The following is a 19259-nucleotide window of genomic DNA, read 5'->3' on the forward strand; positions in this document are numbered from 1 at the left end:
GCACCTCGGCCGACCTGGGCGGTTCGGTCCGTCCCCTCGGCACCGGGCGAGCGGCGTCGGTCCGGGCGTGCGTACGAAAAGCGCAGGCCCCCGGGGCGGACACCGCCGGGGGCCTGCGCTCACGACAACGTGGTCAGACGGCGTCGACCAGGGGCGGCTGCGTCGCTGCTGCCGCATCGTCGGCCGACTCGCCGTCCTTCTGCGGACCCGCGCCCTTGAGCGGGACCTCCTTGACGAAGACCGCCGCCACCAGTGCGGTCACCGCCACGACGGCCCCCAGCAGGAACGCCGAGTGGGTGCCGGCCGACACCGCGTGCTGGTAGGCCTCGCGGGCCGCGACGGGCAGCTTGGCCAGGCTGGCCGCGTCCAGTTGCGCGGACTGCTCGGTGATCTTCGAACCCAGCGCGCCGGCCCGCTCGGACATGACGTCCTGGACGCGGTTGTTGAACAGCGCGCCCATGATCGCGACACCGAAGGAGGAGCCGAGCGTACGGAAGAGGGTGGTGGACGAGGACGCGACGCCCATGTCCTTCATCTCGACGCTGTTCTGCGCGACCAGCATCGTGATCTGCATGAGGCAGCCCATGCCGAGACCGACGACGGCCATGAACACGCCGGAGGTGAGGCGGCTGGTCCCGGTGTCCATGGTGGACAGCAGGTACAGGCCGATGACCATCGCGACGCTGCCGACCAGCGGGAAGATCTTGTACTTGCCGCTGTTCGTGGTCACCCGGCCCGCCACCATCGAGGTGACCAGCATGGCGCCGAGCATCGGCAGGAGCAGCAGACCGGAGTTGGTCGCGGAGGCGCCCTGCACCGACTGCTGGTACAGCGGCAGGAAGAGGGTGGCGCCGAACATCACGAAGCCGGTGACGAAGCCGATGAGTGACATCAGGGTGAAGTTGCGGCTGCGGAAGATGTGCAGCGGCACGATCGGCTCGGCGGCCCTGGTCTGCCAGAACACGAACCCGATGAGCGAGGCGACGCCGATCCCGATGAGCTCCATGATCCGCGCGGACGACCAGGCGTACTCCGAGCCGCCCCAGGTGGTGACGAGGACGATGGAGGTGATGCCGACGGTCAGCAGGGTGGCACCCAGATAGTCGATCCGCGACTGCGAGCGCTTCCTCGGCAGGTGCAGAACGGCGCTGATGAGGGCCAGCGACACCACGCCGAGCGGCAGGTTGATGTAGAAGGACCAGCGCCAGCCCCAGTTGTCGGTGATGGTGCCGCCGACCAGCGGGCCACCGATCATCGCGAGCGCCATGACGCCGGCCATCATGCCCTGGTACTTGCCGCGCTCCCGCGGCGGGATGAGGTCACCGATGATCGCCATGACGCCGACCATCAGACCACCGGCACCGAGGCCCTGGATCGCGCGGAAGCCGATCAGTTCGCCCATGTTCTGGGCCATGCCGCTCAGTGCGGAGCCGATCAGGAAGATCACGATCGACGTCATGAAGGCGCCCTTGCGCCCGTACATGTCGCCGATCTTGCCCCAGATCGGGGTGGAGGCCGCGGTCGCGAGGGTGTACGCGGTCACGACCCACGACAGGTGTTCGAGCCCGCCGAGTTCGCCGACGATCGTCGGCATCGCCGTGCCCACGATCATGTTGTCGAGCATCGCGAGCATCATCGTGATCATCAGCGCGAGCAGGACGACCCGCACGCTCCTCGGTGGTTTCTCCGCCTCGGTCTCGACCGTCTTCGCGTCCGCCATGATTGCCACTCCCCTGGGCATCCCCCCGGTCGGCCACTTACTTGCCGCCCGGCTAGTTCACTACACTGGGAAGGTAGACCTGCAACTAGCCGGGCGTCAAGTAAGTTTCCGCATCTAACTAGCCGGACGGCAAGTAAGTTTCGCGGAGACACGAGGACCACGAGAATGGACGTCACCATGGACGGCACGAAGCAGCAGCGGCGCGGCAACACCCGCCAGCGCATCCAGGACGTCGCGCTCGAACTCTTCGCCGAGCAGGGCTACGAGAAGACCTCCCTCCGCGAGATCGCGGAGCGCCTGGAGGTCACCAAGGCGGCCCTGTACTACCACTTCAAGACCAAGGAAGAGATCATCGTCGGCATCTTCACGGATCTGACGAAGCCGATCGAGGACCTGATCGAGTGGGGCCGGAGCCAGCCGCACACGCTGGACACCAAGCAGGAACTGGTACGGCGCTACAGCCGGGCCCTCTCCGAGGCGACCCCGCTCTTCCGCTTCATGCAGGAGAACCAGGCGACGATGCGGGAGCTCCAGATCGGCGACTCGTTCAAGGACCGCATGCGAAGCCTGCGCGACATCATCATCGACCCGGACGCCCCGCTCACCGACCAGGTCCGCTGCGTGAGCGCCATCTTCACGCTGCACGCCGGCATGTTCTTCCTGCAGGACCTCGAAGGCGACCCCGAGGACAAGCGCGCAGCCGTCCTCGAGGTCGCCATCGATCTGGTGACGCAGGCGCACCAGGGCACCTGATCACCTGGGCGTCAGACCTTTACGCCCTTGCTGTGCAGGAAGGTGACCGGGTTGATCGCCGAACCGTAGTTGGGGGTCGTGCGGATCTCGAAGTGCAGGTGGGGACCGCTGGAGTTGCCGGTGCTGCCGGACAGGGCGATCTTCTGGCCCGTCTTGACGATCTGGCCGACCTTCACGTGGATGCTCGAGAGGTGGGCGTACTGCGAGTAGACGCCGTTGGCGTGCTTGATCACGACGGCGTTGCCGTAGGCGGGGCCGTCACCGGCGCCGTTGCCGCCGGCCTTGACCACGGTGCCGCCGTGCGCAGCCATGACCTTGGTGCCGCTGGGCACGGCGAAGTCCTGACCGCTGTGGGTGGACTGCCACATCGCGCCGGCCTGGGCGTAGCCGGCGGACAGCGTGTACTTCTTCACCGGGTCGATCCAGGAAGCGGCCGAGGCGGCCGTCTTGGCCGCGGCGGGCGCGGCGGCAGGCGCGGCGGCGGACGCCACTCCGCTCCCCAGCACGACCGAGGCGCCCAGGGCGGCGGCGCCGACGACCACGCGAGTGCGGAGCTGGGACGTACGGGAAGAACGGAACGTGACGCGCTGGAACATCGAAGACCTCATGGGGACGGGGACAGAAGAAACCACCCGGCGTGACCTCCGCCGAAGTGGCCATCCCTTGGTAACCCCGAGACCCGCAGACACCCAAACGTGTGATCTACGACGGAACCTAGTACTTCACCCCAAAACTTCCCACTTCTTGACAGAACCCCCTTTCCGGACACATCGACGCTCGCCCATACCGGAGGCCTGAGCGAGGATCGGAGCCTCTGCGTCGTTCGTCCTTTTTAGTCCGATTTGGGTTACGACTACCCGCCCTAGTAGGGTCCGGATCGCCTGTGCGCCATGTCACCGGCCGTCCCCTGCAAGGGACTTCGGAATGTGACGGCGACTACTCCCGTACCCCGCAGGGCACTTGTGACCCCGCTCACGTCGCGTGCACGGGTCTGTGATCGGGCTCTCATCGGCCTCTACCGTCCAGTAACCCGCTGGTTCCCCTCAGGCCACCCCCAGCGATCAGCATGCTCACGACACCGGCAGTGCAAGGACGCGAGAGGACCCCACACATGACCAGAGGCAGCTGGACGCGCCGCATCGCCATGACCGCCGTGGCGACGGCAGCCGTCACGGCGATGGCCGTACCGGTCGGCGCCCAGGCCGCGACGGCCACCGGCACCTCCACCGTCTCCACCGCGGCCGCCGCGGCCGCCGCCGAGGACGTCGACTACGCCACCTGGCAGCAGGACTGCCAGGCCGTGGTCGACCAGGCCCTGCCGGCGCTGAAGCAGCGCATCGCCGCCACCAAGCCGGGTGAGAAGCAGGCGATCGTCTTCGACATCGACAACACCACCCTGGAGACCGACTTCGGCTTCAGCTACCCCCAGCCGGCCAACAAGCCGGTTCTCGACGTGGCCAAGTACGCCCAGGAGCACGGCGTCTCCCTGTTCTTCGTCACCGCCCGGCCGGGCATCATCTCCGGGGTGACCGACTACAACCTCAAGTACGTCGGCTACCAGGTCTCCGGCCTCTACGTGCGCGGCTTCCTCGACCTCTTCAAGGACGTCGCCGCCTACAAGACCGCCCAGCGTGTCGCCATCGAGTCCAAGGGCTACACGATCATCGCGAACATCGGCAACAGCGCCACCGACCTCTCGGGCGGCCACGCCGAGACGACGTACAAGCTGCCGGACTACGACGGCCAGCTGTCGTAGGTCCCTGCCCGGCCGTGGGTGCCCGCGGAACGCGTGCGGTGCCTGCGGAGCGCATACGGTGCCGCGGACCGAGTGCGGTGCCGCGGACCGTGCGATGCCTGCGGAGCGCATGCGAAAGGGGCCGGTGCTGTGAAGCACCGGCCCCTCTCTGCGCTCAGCCCCGAAGGGTCAGGCGTCCTTGCTCAGGTTCGGTCCGGCGCCGCCGGCCGCCTGCTCGATCGGCGGGACGTCGGGCAGAGCCGACTTCTCCTCGCCGCGGAAGGTGAAGGTCTTGGTCTCACCCTCGCCCTCGGTGTCCACGACCACGATGTGACCGGGGCGCAGCTCGCCGAAGAGGATCTTCTCCGACAGCGTGTCCTCGATCTCGCGCTGGATCGTGCGACGCAGCGGACGCGCGCCCAGCACCGGGTCGTAACCCTTCTTGGACAGCAGCTCCTTGGCGGACTGGGAGAGCTCGATGCCCATGTCCCGGTCCTTCAGGCGCTCGTCGACCTTGCCGATCATCAGGTCGACGATCCGCAGGATGTCCTCCTGCGTCAGCTGCGGGAAGACGACGACGTCGTCGACGCGGTTGAGGAACTCGGGGCGGAAGTGCTGCTTGAGCTCGTCCGAGACCTTGTTCTTCATGCGCTCGTAGTTCGACTTCTTGTCACCCGAGGCCGCGAAGCCCAGGTTGAAGCCCTTGGAGATGTCCCGGGTGCCGAGGTTGGTCGTCATGATGATGACCGTGTTCTTGAAGTCCACGACCCGGCCCTGGGAGTCGGTCAGACGACCGTCCTCCAGGATCTGCAGCAGCGAGTTGAAGATGTCCGGGTGGGCCTTCTCGACCTCGTCGAAGAGGACGACGGAGAACGGCTTGCGGCGGACCTTCTCGGTCAGCTGGCCGCCCTCTTCGTAGCCCACGTATCCGGGGGGCGAACCGAAGAGCCGCGACACCGTGTGCTTCTCGCTGAACTCCGACATGTCGAGGGAGATCAGCGCGTCCTCGTCGCCGAAGAGGAACTCGGCGAGCGCCTTGGACAGCTCGGTCTTACCGACACCGGACGGACCGGCGAAGATGAACGAACCACCGGGACGCTTCGGGTCCTTGAGGCCCGCACGCGTACGACGGATCGCCTTCGACAGCGCCTTGACGGCGTCGACCTGACCGATGACCCGCTTGTGGAGCTCGTCCTCCATGCGCAGCAGGCGGCTCGACTCCTCCTCGGTCAGCTTGAAGACCGGGATGCCGGTGGCGGTCGCGAGGACCTCGGCGATCAGCTCGCCGTCGACCTCGGCGACGACGTCCATGTCGCCGGCCTTCCACTCCTTCTCCCGCTTGGCCTTGGCGGCCAGGAGCTGCTTCTCCTTGTCGCGGAGGGAGGCGGCCTTCTCGAAGTCCTGCGAGTCGATCGCGGACTCCTTGTCGCGGCGGACGCCGGCGATCTTCTCGTCGAACTCGCGCAGGTCCGGCGGCGCGGTCATCCGGCGGATGCGCATCCGGGAACCGGCCTCGTCGATCAGGTCGATCGCCTTGTCCGGCAGGAAGCGGTCCGAGATGTACCGGTCGGCCAGGGTGGCGGCCTGGACCAGCGCCTCGTCGGTGATCGAGACACGGTGGTGCGCCTCGTACCGGTCACGCAGACCCTTGAGGATCTCGATCGTGTGCGGCAGGGACGGCTCCGCGACCTGGATGGGCTGGAAGCGGCGCTCGAGGGCCGCGTCCTTCTCCAGGTGCTTGCGGTACTCGTCCAGCGTGGTCGCACCGATGGTCTGGAGCTCACCGCGGGCCAGCATCGGCTTCAGGATCGAAGCGGCGTCGATGGCGCCCTCGGCGGCACCCGCACCGACCAGCGTGTGCAGCTCGTCGATGAACAGGATGATGTCGCCGCGGGTGCGGATCTCCTTGAGGACCTTCTTCAGGCGCTCCTCGAAGTCACCGCGGTAGCGGGAACCGGCGACCAGGGCGCCGAGGTCCAGGGTGTAGAGGTGCTTGTCCTTGAGGGTCTCGGGCACCTCGCCCTTGACGATGGCCTGGGCGAGGCCTTCGACGACGGCGGTCTTGCCGACGCCGGGCTCACCGATCAGGACCGGGTTGTTCTTGGTGCGGCGGGACAGCACCTGCATGACCCGCTCGATCTCCTTCTCGCGCCCGATGACCGGGTCGAGCTTGGACTCACGAGCGGCCTGGGTGAGGTTCCGGCCGAACTGGTCGAGGACCAGGGACGTGGAGGGAGTGCCCTCGGCAGGACCGCCGCTTGCGCCGGCGGTCTCCTTGCCCTGGTAACCGGAGAGCAGCTGGATGACCTGCTGCCGCACCCGGTTGAGATCTGCGCCCAGCTTGACGAGGACCTGGGCGGCGACGCCCTCGCCCTCGCGGATCAGGCCGAGCAGGATGTGCTCCGTGCCGATGTAGTTGTGTCCCAGCTGAAGGGCCTCGCGGAGCGACAGCTCCAGGACCTTCTTGGCACGGGGGGTGAAGGGGATGTGCCCGGACGGGGCCTGCTGGCCCTGGCCGATGATCTCCTCCACCTGCTGGCGGACCGCCTCGAGCGAAATCCCGAGGCTCTCAAGGGCCTTGGCGGCGACACCCTCACCCTCGTGGATCAGGCCCAGGAGGATGTGCTCGGTGCCGATGTAGTTGTGGTTGAGCATCCGGGCTTCTTCCTGAGCCAGGACGACAACCCGCCGCGCGCGGTCGGTGAACCTCTCGAACATCGTTAATCGCTCCTCAGAGCGGTCAGGCAGTGGGGGGAACTTCCCCTCCCTGTCCTTCCGCAGCTTAGTCCCGCAAGCGGGGACCGCTCATTCCAACTGCCGACACCGTCGATGGCCTCCTGACCCCGAACGCCGACATCTGCTCCAACCCGATGGTGCGAGACGATGTTCCCGCAGGCCAGGCTGTTACCCCAGTCGCCAGTACGCCGATGGCGAACGTGAGACGGCCTTTCCTGCGTGTCGCCCCCTCCCACTAGGGATGTCTTACCCGCTGCAACCGACAGTCCATGCCGCGTGCACCGGTCCCCTCCGCTATGGGCGAACAACCTTGCGTGTCCCGACACCCCCACACGCCCTGTTTGTCGACACAGGGCGCATCCGTTCAAACACCCAGCGTAACTCGCGGGCCTTTTCGACGGTTGCACTTGGCATGGTTGGCTCCGTCCCGTCGGCTGGCTGCTCGGCCGCCGCTGCGATCCTCACGGTCCCTCTCCCCCGACGGCCGCTCGACCCGGACGATCCGGCCGACCGGATCCGCGGCTGGTACGAGAACGAACTGGGGTGGCCGACGGTGCCCGGGGAGCCGGTACGACTTTTGGTCGGCGAGCGCTTCGACGTGCTGGACGTGCCGGCCGAGGCGGGCCTCGCGGCGCTGCGGCGACTCGCGCCGGGCTCGCCGGTGGCTGTGCGGGGCGACCGGATGCGGCTGCTGGTGGCGGCGGGCGGCGCGGAGGAGGTGCCGGGGATCCTTCAGTGGCTGGAGTGGGGCGCGCTGCCACTGGATCTGACGGCGATCGGCGCGGGCGAACTCATCGAGGCGCCCCTGCCACCCCCCGGCGGGAGCCAGGGCCGCGATCCGGGCCCGAACCGTCCCGGGCCGGTGCAGGGGGCCGCTGTCTGGCTGCGGCCCCCCGTGGCAGGGTGCGAGGCCGAGGCCTCGCTGCCGACGATGTCGGCGCTGGGGGGCGTTGGGGGCGCCCCCGATCTCGTACGGCTGGTGGACACGCTGGCGACGCACTGTCACCGTGTCCGGCTGCGGCGCGCGAACGCTCAGCCGTTGGCCTTCTCGTAAGCCTCGCGAATGGACGCGGGAACGCGGCCGCGGTCATTGACCTCGTGACCGTTCTCCTTGGCCCACGCGCGGATCTGGGCGGTGTCCTGGCTGCCACCGGTAGCGGCGCGCGCCTTTCCGCGTCCGCCCGAAGCACGGCCACCGGTACGACGACCACCCTTCACGTAGGGCTCGAGAAGTCCACGGAGCTTGTCCGCATTGGTAGTCGTGAGGTCGATCTCGTAGGTCTTGCCGTCCAGCGCGAACGTGACGGTCTCGTCCGCCTCGCCGCCGTCGAGGTCGTCGACAAGAAGGACCTGAACCTTCTGTGCCACCGGATTTCCTTTCATCGAAAACGTGAGGGCCGGGGGTCCGCGGCGTCCGCCGTTTAGCCGCGCCCTGTTATATGCAGTACAGCAGTACGTCGGAAAGCAAACCGCTTTTGCTGGGAAAACACAAACCCCCGGCGAGGACCCACAGCCCGCCCCCAGCCCGGAAACGTGCGCGTTTCGGACATAGGGAACCCGGGCAAGGCGGGTCGCTGTGAATGGACGTCGACGATCACAGATGCAGAAGCATCCGACTGTTGCCCAAGGTGTTCGGTTTCACTCGTTCGAGTCCGAGGAACTCCGCGACGCCCTCGTCATAGGAACGCAGCAGCTCCGCGTACACATCGGTGTCGACCGGCGTCTCACCGATCTCCACGAAGCCGTGCTTGCCGAAGAAGTCGACTTCGAAGGTCAGGCAGAAAACGCGTCGAACCCCGAGCCAGCGTGCGGTGTGGAGCAACTTCTCCAACAACTGGTGACCGATGCCCGCACCCTTCAGCCCGGGCTTCACCGCGAGAGTGCGTACTTCCGCCAGGTCTTCCCACATCACGTGCAGGGCGCCGCAGCCGACCACCTCGGCGTTGTCGTCGCGTTCGGCGACCCAGAACTCCTGGATGTCCTCGTAAAGCGTCACCGTCGCTTTGTCGAGCAGGATGCCACCGCGGACGTGGGCGTCAAGGAGACGGCGCACGGCGGAGACATCGCCGGTCCGGGCCCGGCGGACGGTGATGGCTTTAGCGGTGACTTCGGGGTTCTCGGCCGAGGGACTCTCTGCTGACATGTGCGGACGCTATCGCCCGTCGGACTCCGTCGCCGAGCCGGGGTTCTCACCGGTACTCCCCGTACTCCCCGGACTCCCCGGAGTTGCGGGTTCGGCAGTTTCCGGACCCTGGACCATGCGTACGGCGTCGCGCAGCGCGAGCCGCTGTTCCTCGCTCATCATCCCGAAGAAGGCGACGAGAGCGGCGGCGGGGTTGTCGCTCTGCGCCCAGGCCTCGTTCATCAGGGCGGCCGCGTAGGCGGCCCGGGTCGAGACCGCCTCATATCGATAGGCCCGGCCTTCTGCTTCCCGGCGCACCCAGCCCTTCTGATGGAGATTGTCCAAAACGGTCATCACCGTGGTGTAGGCGATGGACCGTTCCTGCTGAAGGTCTTCCAGGACTTCTCGAACGGTCACCGGGCGGTTCCACTTCCACACCCGCGTCATGACCGCGTCTTCGAGTTCTCCCAATGGGCGAGGCACAGCTCAGAACAATAGTGGGAGATCTCGCCAATCGCGTGCCGGACGTGCGCTTTCATCGGCAAACGGGAACAAAAAGGGCGTACGGCTCCGAAAAGAGCCGCACGCCCCGGGCGGTGCGGAAGCGTCGCGGGTCGGTCAGGCGTCAGGGCTCGCGGAGGCCTGACGGGCGCCGTCCGCGCGCGCGAGGACGGCGTCGACGGCCGCGTCCTCCTTGGCCTTGTTGGCTCCGCCCTGGGTCTTCACGATCACCCTGATCACACCGATGAAGAACACGGCCATGACGACGGGAGGCACGAGCGCGGAGACATAGTCCATGGATCCAGGGTAGCCAGGGCGGAACGGGACATCGGGGCGGGGTCGCCCGTGTCAGCCGGCGGCCAGCCGCTGCTGTTCCGGGTTGGCGGGCGGCGGGGCCGGTCTGCGGCGCGGGAAGACCTCGCCCGGCGTCGGGACGGGCCGCCGGGCGGGCTCCGGGGCGGGCTCGGCGGGCACCGGACCGGGAGCGGGCGTGGCGGGCTTCCCGGCGGGTTTCCTGCGCGGCTCCTCACCCGGACGCGCGCCCGGATCACCGGCGGCGACGGACTGACAGGCGCGGCCGTCCTCGGAGAGGCCCCCGGGGAGGGCCAGAAGCCGGGTACGGGACGCCGGGACGGTGGGGGCGACCTCCGGGACCCTGCGGGCCGCCCGGCGGGCCAGACGGGCGCGCACGTCCCGTTCGGCGAGCATCTGGCAGCGGCCCAGGAGGGCGGCGGCGGTGGGGTTGCCGCGCAGGGCGCGCAGGGCGGCGAGGTCGTCGGGCTCGGGCCGGTAGCCGGTCGGCAGTACCTCCTCGAGGAGCGTGAGGTAGCCGGCGGCGGTGCCGGGGAGGGCGGCTCGGTACCGGGCGAGGTCGGCCACCAGGAAGGCCCGCAGTCGGGCGGCCTCGCGCGTCGCCTCGTCGAGGGACTCGGCGAGGCGATGGCAGTCCTGGATGTCCTCGGCGGAGACAGGGCCGGGGTGAAGGGCGAGGGCAAGGGCGCGGCGGAGCACACGCAACTCCTCCGTGCCGAACGCCATGCCGCCGCGAGATCCGTAGGGCGTGGGCATGCCGCGACGATACGCGCTAATCAGACAAATTCGACATAGGGGACGGGCGTGGCGCGTCCGTGATCCGAACCGGTGGCCCCGCCTGCCGGATCACCCGCCTCCGCCCGCCCGCCTCCGCCCGCCCGTCGGTCGTGGTTGGGCCGCCCCCGCGCGTCCGCGGAGGCGTTCCCGCTCACATGCGGGACACGTTCCGCTCGTACACCAGGCGCAGCCCGATCAGCGTCAGCCACGGCTCGTGCTCGTCGATCACGGAGGACTCGCCGAGCACCGTGGGTGCCAGCCCGCCCGTCGCGATCACGGTGACCTCGTCCGGGTCGTCCGCCAGCTCGCGGGCCATCCGGGTCACCACGCCGTCGACCTGGCCGGCGAAGCCGTAGACGATCCCGGACTGCATCGCCTCGACGGTGTTCTTGCCGATCACGCTCCGGGGCCGGGCCACCTCGATCTTGCGCAGCTGTGCGGCCTTGACGCCCAGCGCCTCGACGGAGATCTCGATGCCGGGGGCGATCACCCCGCCGACGTACTCCCCGCGCGCGCTGACCGCGTCGAACGTCGTCGCCGTGCCGAAGTCGACGACGATCGCCGGGCCGCCGTAGAGCTCGTTCGCCGCGACCGCGTTGATGATGCGGTCGGCGCCGACCTCCTTGGGGTTGTCGAAGAGGATCGGCACCCCCGTCTTCACACCGGGTTCGACCAGCACGGCGGGCACGTCGCCGTAGTAGCGCCGGGTCACCTCGCGCAGTTCGTGCAGCACGGAGGGCACGGTCGCGCAGATCGCGATCCCGTCGATGCCGTCGCCCAGTTCCTCTCCGAGCAGCGGGTGCGTTCCCATCAGGCCCTGCAGGAGCACGGCCAGTTCGTCCGCGGTCCGGCGGGCGTCGGTGGAGATCCGCCAGTGCTCGACGATGTCCTCACCGTCGAACAGGCCGAGCACGGTGTGCGTGTTGCCCACGTCGATCGTCAGCAGCATGGCCGGTCCCCGTTCCCTACTCAGCCGCTCGCAGATCCAGACCGATGTCCAGGATCGGCGAGGAGTGCGTCAGGGCGCCGACGGCGAGGAAGTCGACGCCGGTGTCGGCGTACGCCTTGGCGTTGTCCAGGGTCAGCCGGCCCGACGCCTCCAGCAGGGCGCGCCCGCCGACGACGCCGACGGCCTCCGCGCACTCCCCGGGCGTGAAGTTGTCCAGCAGGATCAGGTCCGCGCCTGCGTCGACCACCTCCCGCAGCTGGTGCAGGGTGTCGACCTCGACCTCGATCGCGACGTCCGGGAACGTCTCCCGTACGGCCTCGAAGGCCTGGGCGACGCCGCCCGCGGCGACCACGTGGTTGTCCTTGACCAGCGCGGCGTCGGACAGCGACATGCGGTGGTTGACGCCTCCACCGCTGCGGACGGCGAACTTCTCCAGGGAGCGCAGACCCGGCGTCGTCTTGCGGGTGTCCCGCACGCGCGCCTTGGTGCCCTCCAGGACGTCCGCCCACGCGCGCGTGGCGGTGGCGATGCCGGACAGCCGGCACAGCAGGTTGAGCGCGCTGCGCTCGGCGGTGAGAAGGTCACGCGTGCGCGTGGTGACGGACAGCAGCTTCTGGCCGGCCTCCACGCGGTCGCCGTCCTCCACGTGCCGCTCGACCTCGAACTCGTCCGTGCAGACGACCGAGACGACCGCCTCGGCGATCCTGAGGCCCGCCACCACGCCCGCCTCGCGCGCGGTGAAGTCGGCGGTGGCGACCGCCTCCTCGGGGATGGTCGCGACGGTGGTCACGTCCACGCCGTGGGCCAGGTCCTCCTGGATGGCGACGTTGGCGATGTCCTCGACCTCCACGGGGTCGAGTCCGGCGTCGGACAGCAGCTGGGCGAGCGCGGGGTCGAGCCCGCACTCCGCGTATTCGGCGTATCCCTCGCCGGCGAAATCGGTGTCTGCGTCGGCGCCACAGGCACAGCCGTCGCCGCAGCCGCCGCTCTGGGCGAGGGGAAGGTCGGGGGTGCTCACGTCTGTCACTGCTCCTGGAGGTGCTGCCGGGTCGGGGGGAAGTCTGCGGTATCGGTGGTGTGTACGGCGAGCGTGCGGTCCGGATTCAGCCGGACGACGATGTGGCGGTGCCAGTTCGCGTCGTCGCGGTCGGCGTGGTCCTCACGCCAGTGGCAGCCGCGGGTCTCCTCGCGCTGCCGGGCGGCGGTGACCAGGACCCGCGCCACGCACAGGAGGTTGGTGGCCTCCCAGGTGTCGACGCCGGGCTCGGCCGTCTTGCCGTTCTCGTCGAGGGCGTCGCGGGCCTCGGCGTGCAGCCGCACCAGCTGGCCGGCCGCCTTCTCCAGGGACGCGGCGGAGCGCAGGACGCCCGCGCCGTCGGTCATGATCCGCTGGATGGCGAACCGGGCCTCCGGGGCGAGGAGCGGGTGCGCCGGCTTCTCCGGGCGCTCGACCGGCGCGGGCACCCGCGCGTGCAGGCCGTCGTCCGTCCGGCTCTCCACGATGTCGGTGACGATGCGCTCGGCGTAGACGAGGCCCTCCAGGAGCGAGTTCGACGCGAGCCGGTTCGCGCCGTGCACGCCGGTGCAGGCGACCTCGCCGCACGCGTACAGGCCAGGGACGGTCGTCCGGCCGCGGGAGTCGGTGCGCACGCCGCCGGAGGCGTAGTGGGCCGCCGGGGCGACCGGGACGGGCTCGGTGACCGGGTCGATGCCGTGGACGCGGCAGGCGGCCAGGATCGTCGGGAAGCGGTGTTCCCACATGTCGGCGCCGAAGTGGCGGGCGTCCAGGAACATGTGCTCGGCGTCCTGCTCCTGCATGCGGCGCATGATGCCCTTGGCGACGATGTCGCGGGGCGCCAGCTCGGCCAGCTCGTGCTGCCCGACCATGAAGCGCACGCCGTCCGCGTCGACCAGATGGGCGCCCTCGCCGCGTACGGCCTCGGAGACGAGGGGCTGCTGGCCCTCGGCGTCCGCGCCGAGGAACAACACGGTCGGGTGGAACTGGACGAACTCCAGGTCGGAGACCTCCGCGCCCGCGCGCAGGGCGAGCGCCACGCCGTCGCCGGTGGACACCGACGGGTTGGTGGTGGCGGAGAACACCTGGCCCATGCCGCCGGTCGCGAGGACGACCGCGGGGGCGTGCACGGCGCCCACACCGTCGTGCTGGCCCTCTCCCATGACGTGCAGGGTGACGCCGGCGGTACGGCCGTCGGTGTCCGTGAGCAGGTCCAGCACGAGCGCGTTCTCGATCGTGCGCAGGCCCCGCGCGCGTACCGCCTCGACGAGTGCCCGGGAGATCTCCGCACCGGTCGCGTCGCCGCCCGCGTGCGCGATACGGCGGCGGTGGTGGCCGCCCTCGCGGGTGAGCTCCAGGCCGCCCCCCTCGGACTCGTCGAAGTGGGCGCCGGTCTCGATCAGCCGGCGCACGGCGTCGGGGCCCTCGGTGACGAGGATCCGAACGGCGCCCTCGTCGCACAGGCCCGCGCCCGCCACCAGCGTGTCGTCCAGGTGCTGTTCGGGCGTGTCCCCCTCGCCCAGGGCCGCGGCTATGCCGCCCTGCGCCCAGCGGGTGGAGCCGTCGTCGAGCCGGGCCTTGGTGACGACGACCGTCGTCAGGCCGGCGGCCTCGCAGCGCAGGGCCGCGGTCAGGCCGGCGACGCCGGAGCCCACGACCACCACGTCCGCGTCGATGCTCCACCCGGGCGCGGGTGCGTGCAGTCGTATGCCTGTGCTGCTCACGAGGCGGCTCCGAAGGTGAGGGGGAGGTTGTCGATCAGCCGGGTCGTCCCGACCCTGGCGGCGACCGCGAGGACGGCCTCGCCGGTGAAGTCGTCCTCGAACTCGGTGATCTCCGTGAAGTCCGAGGGGTCGACCAGCGCGAGGTAGTCCAGTTCCAGCGGCGGGTCCAGCCGGGCGGCCTCGTCGAGGACCAGGCGGGCCGCCGCGCGGATGGCCGCCGGGCTGCCGGGGGCGGCCTTGGCGACGGCGTGCGCGTCGGCCGCCGCGCGGGACTCCCCTATGGCGCTGAGCGCCTCGGCACGCGCGCGCGTGGCGGGCACCTGACGCGCGCGTGCCCGCAGCGCCTCCTGCGCGGCATGCCGGTCGCGGCCCGCGAACAGGGCCTGGGAGAGCGCCAGCGCGGTGCGCCGCCCGGCGGCGGACAGATAGCGGTTGCGGCTGGACAGGGCCAGCCCGTCCTCCTCGCGCACGGTGGGCACGGCGACGATCTCCACGCCGAAGTTCAGGTCCCGCGTCATGCGACGGATCAGGGCGAGCTGCTGGGCGTCCTTCTGCCCGAAGAGGGCGATGTCGGGCCGGGTGAGGTGCAGCAGCTTGGCGACGACGGTGAGCATGCCGTCGAAGTGTCCGGGGCGGGAGCTGCCCTCGAGCCGCTCCCCCATGGGTCCCGCGGTGATCCGGACCTGGGGCTCGCCGCCCGGGTAGACCTCGTCCACGGACGGAGCGAACACGACGTCCGCGCCGGCCTGCTCGGCGAGCTTGAGATCGGCGTCCAGCGTGCGCGGGTAGCGGTCGAGGTCCTCGCCCTGGCCGAACTGGAGCGGGTTGACGAAGACCGTGACGACGACCTCGCCGTCCGGCCCGGCGAGTTCCCGGGCGGTGCGGACGAGGGTGGCGTGGCCCTCGTGCAGGGCGCCCATGGTCATCACGACGGCCCGGCGGCCGCCACGCGTGCGTGCGTGCAGTTCGGCGGCGGTGCGCAGCAGGGTGGTGGTCATCCGGCATCTCCTTCGGTGCCGTGGGTGCCCGGGGCACCGGGGTTTCCGGGAGTGCCGTGGGCCTCGTCGGCGAGTACCCCGAGGAGGTCCTCGGCGAGCTCGGGCTTGAGGAGCCCGTGGGCGAGCGCGCGGTCGGCGGTCGCGCGGGCCATCGCCAGGTAGCCGGCCACGGTCTGCGGGGCGTGCTCGCGCAGCTCGGCGACGTGCGCGGCAACCGTGCCCGCGTCCCCGCGCGCGACGGGGCCGGTGAGCGCGCCGTCGCCGGAACGCAGTGCGTTGTCCAGGGCCGCGCCGAGCAGCGGGCCGAGCATCCGGTCGGGGGCCTCGACGCCCGCCGTCCGCAGCAGCTCCATGGACTGGGCGACCAGCGTGACCAGGTGGTTCGCGCCCAGGGCGAGGGCCGCGTGGTAGAGCGGCCGGTTCTCCTCGGCGATCCACTCCGGCTCGCCGCCCATCTCGATCACCAGGGCCTCGGCGGCCAGCCGCAACTCGTCGGGCGCGGTGACGCCGAAGGAGCAGCCCGCCAGGCGCTGGACGTCGACGGGGCTGCCCGTGAAGGTCATCGCCGGGTGCAGGGCCAGCGGCAGCCCGCCCGCGCGCAGGGCCGGGTCGAGGACCTTCGCGCCGTAGCGCCCCGAGGTGTGCACGATCAGCTGGCCGGGCCGTACGGCGCCGGTCTCGGCGAGGCCTTCCACGAGCCCGGGCAGGGCGTCGTCGGGGACGGTCAGCAGCACCAGGTCGGAGCGCTGGAGGACCTCGGCGGGCGGGAGGAGGGGCACGTCGGGCAGCAGCAGCGCGGCTCGCCGCCTGGAGGCGTCGGAGACACCGGAGACGGCGACCGGGCGGTGTCCGGCGAGCTGGAGGGACGCGGCCAGGGCGGGGCCCACCCGGCCGGCGCCGACCACGCCGACGGCGAGCCGAGCGGGGCGGTCCCTGGGGTCTGGCTGTTGGGCTGTACTCACGCGACGGAGGCCTTCCGTTCCAGTCCGCTCCGGGTACCGGACGATTTCTCGTCATGTTAACGCTATCCGTCCGAGGAGCGTCCGGTTGTCCACAGGCTGTGGGTTATCCCACCCGTTCCCGACCTGCGGCCCGGAGGGCGGGCGGGGGCCGGAAACGCCCGTGGCTCCGCGGGCCGTCGCACGGCATCATCCGGTGCATGACGAACACGGCGGAACAAGGCGAGGAGAAGTCGGCGCAGCAGCGCCTGCGGGAGCGGCGGGCGGCCGCCTACCGGAAGGCGGAACGCGTCCTGTCGCGCGACGGCGCGCGGGGCACCCTGCGGGACCGGCTCGCGCTGCTGCACGAGGCCGCGCCGCAGGTCCACGACCTGGACGAGCCCGCGGACCTCTACGGCGACGGGGTCGTGGCGGCGCTGGAGGCGCGGGTCGCCGGGCTGCTGGGCACGGAGGCCGCGGCGTTCTTCCCGACCGGCACGATGGCCCAGCAGGTCGCCCTGCGCTGCTGGGCGGGACGTACCGGCAACCCCACGGTCGCGCTGCACGCGCTGAGTCATCCCGAGGTGTGGGAGCGGGGCGCGTTCGGCGCCGTCAGCGAACTGCGCACGGTCCGGCTGACGCGCGAGCCCCGGCTGCCCACGGCCGAGGAGGTGCGCTCCTTCGAGGAGCCCTTCGGGGCGCTGATGCTGGAACTGCCCCTCAGGGACGCCGGTTATGTGCTGCCCTCCTGGGAGGAGCTGACCGAGGTCGTGGAGGCGGCACGCGAGCGCGACGCCGTGGTGCACTTCGACGGCGCGCGCCTGTGGGAGACGACCCACCACTTCGGCCGCCCCCTGCGGGAGATAGCGGACCTGGCCGACAGCGTCTACGTGTCGTTCTACAAGTCCCTGGACGGCTTCGGCGGCGCCGCGCTCGCTGGACCGAAGACGCTGGTGGACGAGGCGAAGACGTGGCGGCACCGCTACGGCGGGATGGTCTTCCAGCAGTTCCCCACCGCCCTGGCGGCACTCGTCGGCCTGGAGCGGGAACTGCCCCGGCTGCCGGAGTACGTGATCCACGCGCGCGTGGTGGCCGCCGCGCTGCGCGAGGGGTTCGCCGAAGCGGGCGGGCCGTGGGCACGCGTGCATCCCGAGGTGCCGCACACGCACGAGTTCCAGGTCTGGCTGCCGTACGAGGCCGATGTGCTCGCCGAGGCGGCGGCTCTCCAGGCCGAGCAGACGAAGGCGATGCTCTTCGTCGGCGGCTGGAGCCGCGGCGGGCCGGGGCTGTCGTACACAGAGGTCACCGTCAGTTCCGCCGGACTGACGTGGACGGCGGACGACGTGAGGGCGGCGGTCGTGGACTTCGTGGGCCGGGTGGCCGAGGTGGTCAGCAGGTAGGCCGCGGGCGCAGCCGGCGGGCCAGGGCCTGCCGCAGCCGCCCGTGGGCGGGTCGGCCCGCGAGAACCGCGCGGAACTGCTGGTAGTCCCGCAGCTCGCGCATCACCTGCCAGTCGTGGGCGCCGGGCGCGGGCACGACGGGCTCGCCGTGCTGCCTGGCGCGGTAGGCGTCGAGGGCGTACTGCTGCGTGATGCTCATGGCTGATCCCTCTCGGAACGAACGTGGTCCGGACGGTGCCCGGACATGGCCCCACCCGGTCGTGGTCCGGGCAGGGGAGGACGTGCGGCAGGGGAGGACGTGCGGAAGGGGGTCCTGAGGCCTGTTCCGCGGCTGCCCCGGCCTCCTCAGGCTGCGCCCGGCCGGTGCCCGGCGTCGCGTCGATTGACGGCGGCCGTCAATCGAGGACCGCGTTGTCGGTGGCGCGGTGCACCATGAGGGCATGAGCCTGAGCATCGACATCGCGGGGCTGCGGCCGGAGAGGGTCGCGGTCGTGCCCTCACCCCTGGCCGAGCTCGGCATGGCGCTGCACGCGCTGTCCGAGCCGGGGCACCATCCCGGCCTCCAGGGCTGGGTCACCGGCGTGACCGCCGGGCTCGACTCGCATCTGGCGGACCGGATGTGCGAGGCCGACTTCCTGTGGCGGACGACGTTCTCGGACATCTTCCTGCCGTACGCGGGCATCCCGGGCAGAAGCACGCTCCCCGGGGCCACCCTCGCCGAGGAGCTCGACCTCCTGGACAAGCTGACGGACGAGCAGTTCGTGGACTCAGCCCTGGAGTTCACCTGCGCCCCCGGGTACGACGTGCCGAGCCCCAACGTGCTCGCCGACCCGAAGCTGCGCAGGCGCGCCTTCGAGCTGGCCGCCACGCGCGGGCCGCGGCAGGTGCGGTTCACTCAGCGGCTGCTGGACGACCCGCCCCGCGTGCGTGCCTGGCTGCGGCAGTTCCTGGAGGACTGCGACGAGGCGTTCTTCGCCGATGTCTGGGCCCGGGTGCGCCTCCCGCTCGCCACGGACGCCCGCTACAAGACGGATCTTCTGCGCCGCAAGGGCCTGGCGGAGGCCCTCGCCTCGGTGTCCTCGGCGGTGACGCTCGACGTGGACGCCGCGCGGATCACCGTGGACAAGCTGGTCCAGGGCCGCAGCACCACCGGGGACGGCGGCCTGCTGCTGGTGCCGACGAGCCTCGGCTGGCCGCACCTGATGGTGCTGCACCGGTACGGCTGGCAGCCGGTGCTGCACTACCCGGTCGGCTCGCCGGAGCTGGCCTCGCCGCCCTCGGTGGAGCAGCTGACGCTGCGGATGAAGGCGCTGTCCCATCCCGTGCGGATGCGGATCTGCCGCCTGCTGGCCCGCAGTGCGTACACCACGACCGAGCTGGCCCAGGTGCACGGCATGACGGCCCCCGAGATATCCCGGCACCTCGCCGTCCTGAAGAAGGCGGGCCTGCTCACCACCCGTCGGCGCGGTCGCTATGTACTGCACCAGCTCGACGTGACGGTGGTGGCCCGGCTGGGCAGCGACTTCCTGGAAGGGATGCTCCGCTAGCCGTCGGTGCCCCGTGGAGGCCGCGGAGGCCG

19 protein-coding genes are annotated in these 19259 nt (G+C 70.6%); 5 read left to right on the forward strand and 14 right to left on the reverse strand.

Annotated features, from left to right (window positions below; genetic code table 11):
* Positions 1-133: 133 nt before the first annotated feature.
* Entirely contained in the window at positions 134-1720 is a 1587-nt protein-coding gene (locus OG933_RS19865) for an MDR family MFS transporter (RefSeq protein WP_405628122.1), read from the reverse strand.
* A gap of 165 nt (positions 1721-1885) precedes the next feature.
* Between OG933_RS19865 and OG933_RS19870 the strand changes: the two genes are divergently transcribed.
* The gene (locus OG933_RS19870) at positions 1886-2473 is read left to right on the forward strand and encodes a TetR/AcrR family transcriptional regulator (RefSeq protein WP_383470696.1); all 588 of its coding nucleotides are present in this window, start codon (positions 1886-1888) and stop codon (positions 2471-2473) included.
* Positions 2474-2484: 11 nt separating this feature from the next.
* Here the strand turns inward: OG933_RS19870 and OG933_RS19875 are convergent, their stop codons facing one another.
* Positions 2485-3069 (reverse strand): M23 family metallopeptidase, encoded by a 585-nt coding sequence (locus OG933_RS19875; protein WP_405628125.1) that lies wholly within the window; start codon positions 3067-3069, stop codon positions 2485-2487.
* A 515-nt stretch (positions 3070-3584) separates the two neighbouring features.
* On the opposite strand from OG933_RS19875, the gene OG933_RS19880 reads away from it, so the two are divergent.
* Complete coding sequence (locus OG933_RS19880; protein WP_362522485.1) at positions 3585-4229, forward strand: HAD family acid phosphatase; 645 nt, start codon at positions 3585-3587, stop codon at positions 4227-4229.
* Between the two features lie 168 nt (positions 4230-4397).
* Here the strand turns inward: OG933_RS19880 and OG933_RS19885 are convergent, their stop codons facing one another.
* The gene (locus tag OG933_RS19885; protein ID WP_020132474.1) at positions 4398-6926 is read right to left on the reverse strand and encodes an ATP-dependent Clp protease ATP-binding subunit; all 2529 of its coding nucleotides are present in this window, start codon (positions 6924-6926) and stop codon (positions 4398-4400) included.
* Between the two features lie 430 nt (positions 6927-7356).
* On the opposite strand from OG933_RS19885, the gene OG933_RS19890 reads away from it, so the two are divergent.
* The gene (locus OG933_RS19890) at positions 7357-7998 is read left to right on the forward strand and encodes an SCO3374 family protein (protein WP_405628129.1); all 642 of its coding nucleotides are present in this window, start codon (positions 7357-7359) and stop codon (positions 7996-7998) included.
* Here OG933_RS19890 and OG933_RS19895 read toward each other — a convergent pair.
* The 10 genes from OG933_RS19895 to OG933_RS19940 all read right to left on the reverse strand — a co-directional run bounded on the left by OG933_RS19895 (position 7977) and on the right by OG933_RS19940 (position 16304).
* Complete coding sequence (locus OG933_RS19895; protein WP_020132476.1) at positions 7977-8312, reverse strand: Lsr2 family protein; 336 nt, start codon at positions 8310-8312, stop codon at positions 7977-7979. The genes OG933_RS19890 and OG933_RS19895 overlap by 22 nt on opposite strands.
* A gap of 226 nt (positions 8313-8538) precedes the next feature.
* The gene (locus OG933_RS19900; protein ID WP_020132477.1) at positions 8539-9087 is read right to left on the reverse strand and encodes an amino-acid N-acetyltransferase; all 549 of its coding nucleotides are present in this window, start codon (positions 9085-9087) and stop codon (positions 8539-8541) included.
* Positions 9088-9096: 9 nt separating this feature from the next.
* Positions 9097-9537 (reverse strand): BlaI/MecI/CopY family transcriptional regulator, encoded by a 441-nt coding sequence (locus OG933_RS19905; protein ID WP_362522514.1) that lies wholly within the window; start codon positions 9535-9537, stop codon positions 9097-9099.
* Between the two features lie 147 nt (positions 9538-9684).
* A complete protein-coding gene (locus OG933_RS19910) occupies positions 9685-9864 on the reverse strand; it encodes a hypothetical protein (protein WP_020132479.1) in 180 nt (59 codons plus the stop codon).
* Positions 9865-9915: 51 nt separating this feature from the next.
* Positions 9916-10605, reverse strand: coding sequence for a hypothetical protein (locus tag OG933_RS19915; protein WP_362522513.1), 690 nt, complete (start codon positions 10603-10605; stop codon positions 9916-9918).
* 202 nt (positions 10606-10807) lie between these two features.
* Complete coding sequence (locus tag OG933_RS19920) at positions 10808-11605, reverse strand: type III pantothenate kinase (RefSeq protein ID WP_020132481.1); 798 nt, start codon at positions 11603-11605, stop codon at positions 10808-10810.
* Between the two features lie 16 nt (positions 11606-11621).
* Complete coding sequence (gene nadC, locus OG933_RS19925; protein ID WP_405628134.1) at positions 11622-12623, reverse strand: carboxylating nicotinate-nucleotide diphosphorylase; 1002 nt, start codon at positions 12621-12623, stop codon at positions 11622-11624.
* Between the two features lie 5 nt (positions 12624-12628).
* Positions 12629-14344, reverse strand: a complete 1716-nt coding sequence (locus OG933_RS19930; RefSeq protein ID WP_405628136.1) for an L-aspartate oxidase — start codon at positions 14342-14344, stop codon at positions 12629-12631.
* Entirely contained in the window at positions 14341-15342 is a 1002-nt protein-coding gene (gene panC / locus OG933_RS19935) for a pantoate--beta-alanine ligase (protein WP_054241739.1), read from the reverse strand. Before panC ends, OG933_RS19930 begins: the two co-directional genes overlap by 4 nt.
* Positions 15339-16304 (reverse strand): DUF2520 domain-containing protein, encoded by a 966-nt coding sequence (locus OG933_RS19940; protein ID WP_362522481.1) that lies wholly within the window; start codon positions 16302-16304, stop codon positions 15339-15341. The genes panC and OG933_RS19940 overlap by 4 nt, the downstream gene beginning before the upstream one ends.
* A 197-nt stretch (positions 16305-16501) precedes the next feature.
* On the opposite strand from OG933_RS19940, the gene OG933_RS19945 reads away from it, so the two are divergent.
* Positions 16502-17680, forward strand: a complete 1179-nt coding sequence (locus tag OG933_RS19945) for a beta-eliminating lyase-related protein (protein WP_362522480.1) — start codon at positions 16502-16504, stop codon at positions 17678-17680.
* Here OG933_RS19945 and OG933_RS19950 read toward each other — a convergent pair.
* Complete coding sequence (locus OG933_RS19950; protein ID WP_362522479.1) at positions 17670-17879, reverse strand: hypothetical protein; 210 nt, start codon at positions 17877-17879, stop codon at positions 17670-17672. The two genes, OG933_RS19945 and OG933_RS19950, sit on opposite strands and share 11 nt — an antisense overlap.
* Positions 17880-18120: 241 nt before the next feature.
* Between OG933_RS19950 and OG933_RS19955 the strand changes: the two genes are divergently transcribed.
* Entirely contained in the window at positions 18121-19227 is a 1107-nt protein-coding gene (locus tag OG933_RS19955; RefSeq protein ID WP_362522478.1) for a DUF5937 family protein, read from the forward strand.
* Positions 19228-19259: the final 32 nt, after the last annotated feature.

The sequence above is a fragment of the Streptomyces sp. NBC_00016 genome (assembly GCF_045040885.1).
In the GTDB taxonomy this organism is placed as follows: Bacteria; Actinomycetota; Actinomycetes; order Streptomycetales; family Streptomycetaceae; genus Streptomyces; species Streptomyces coriariae.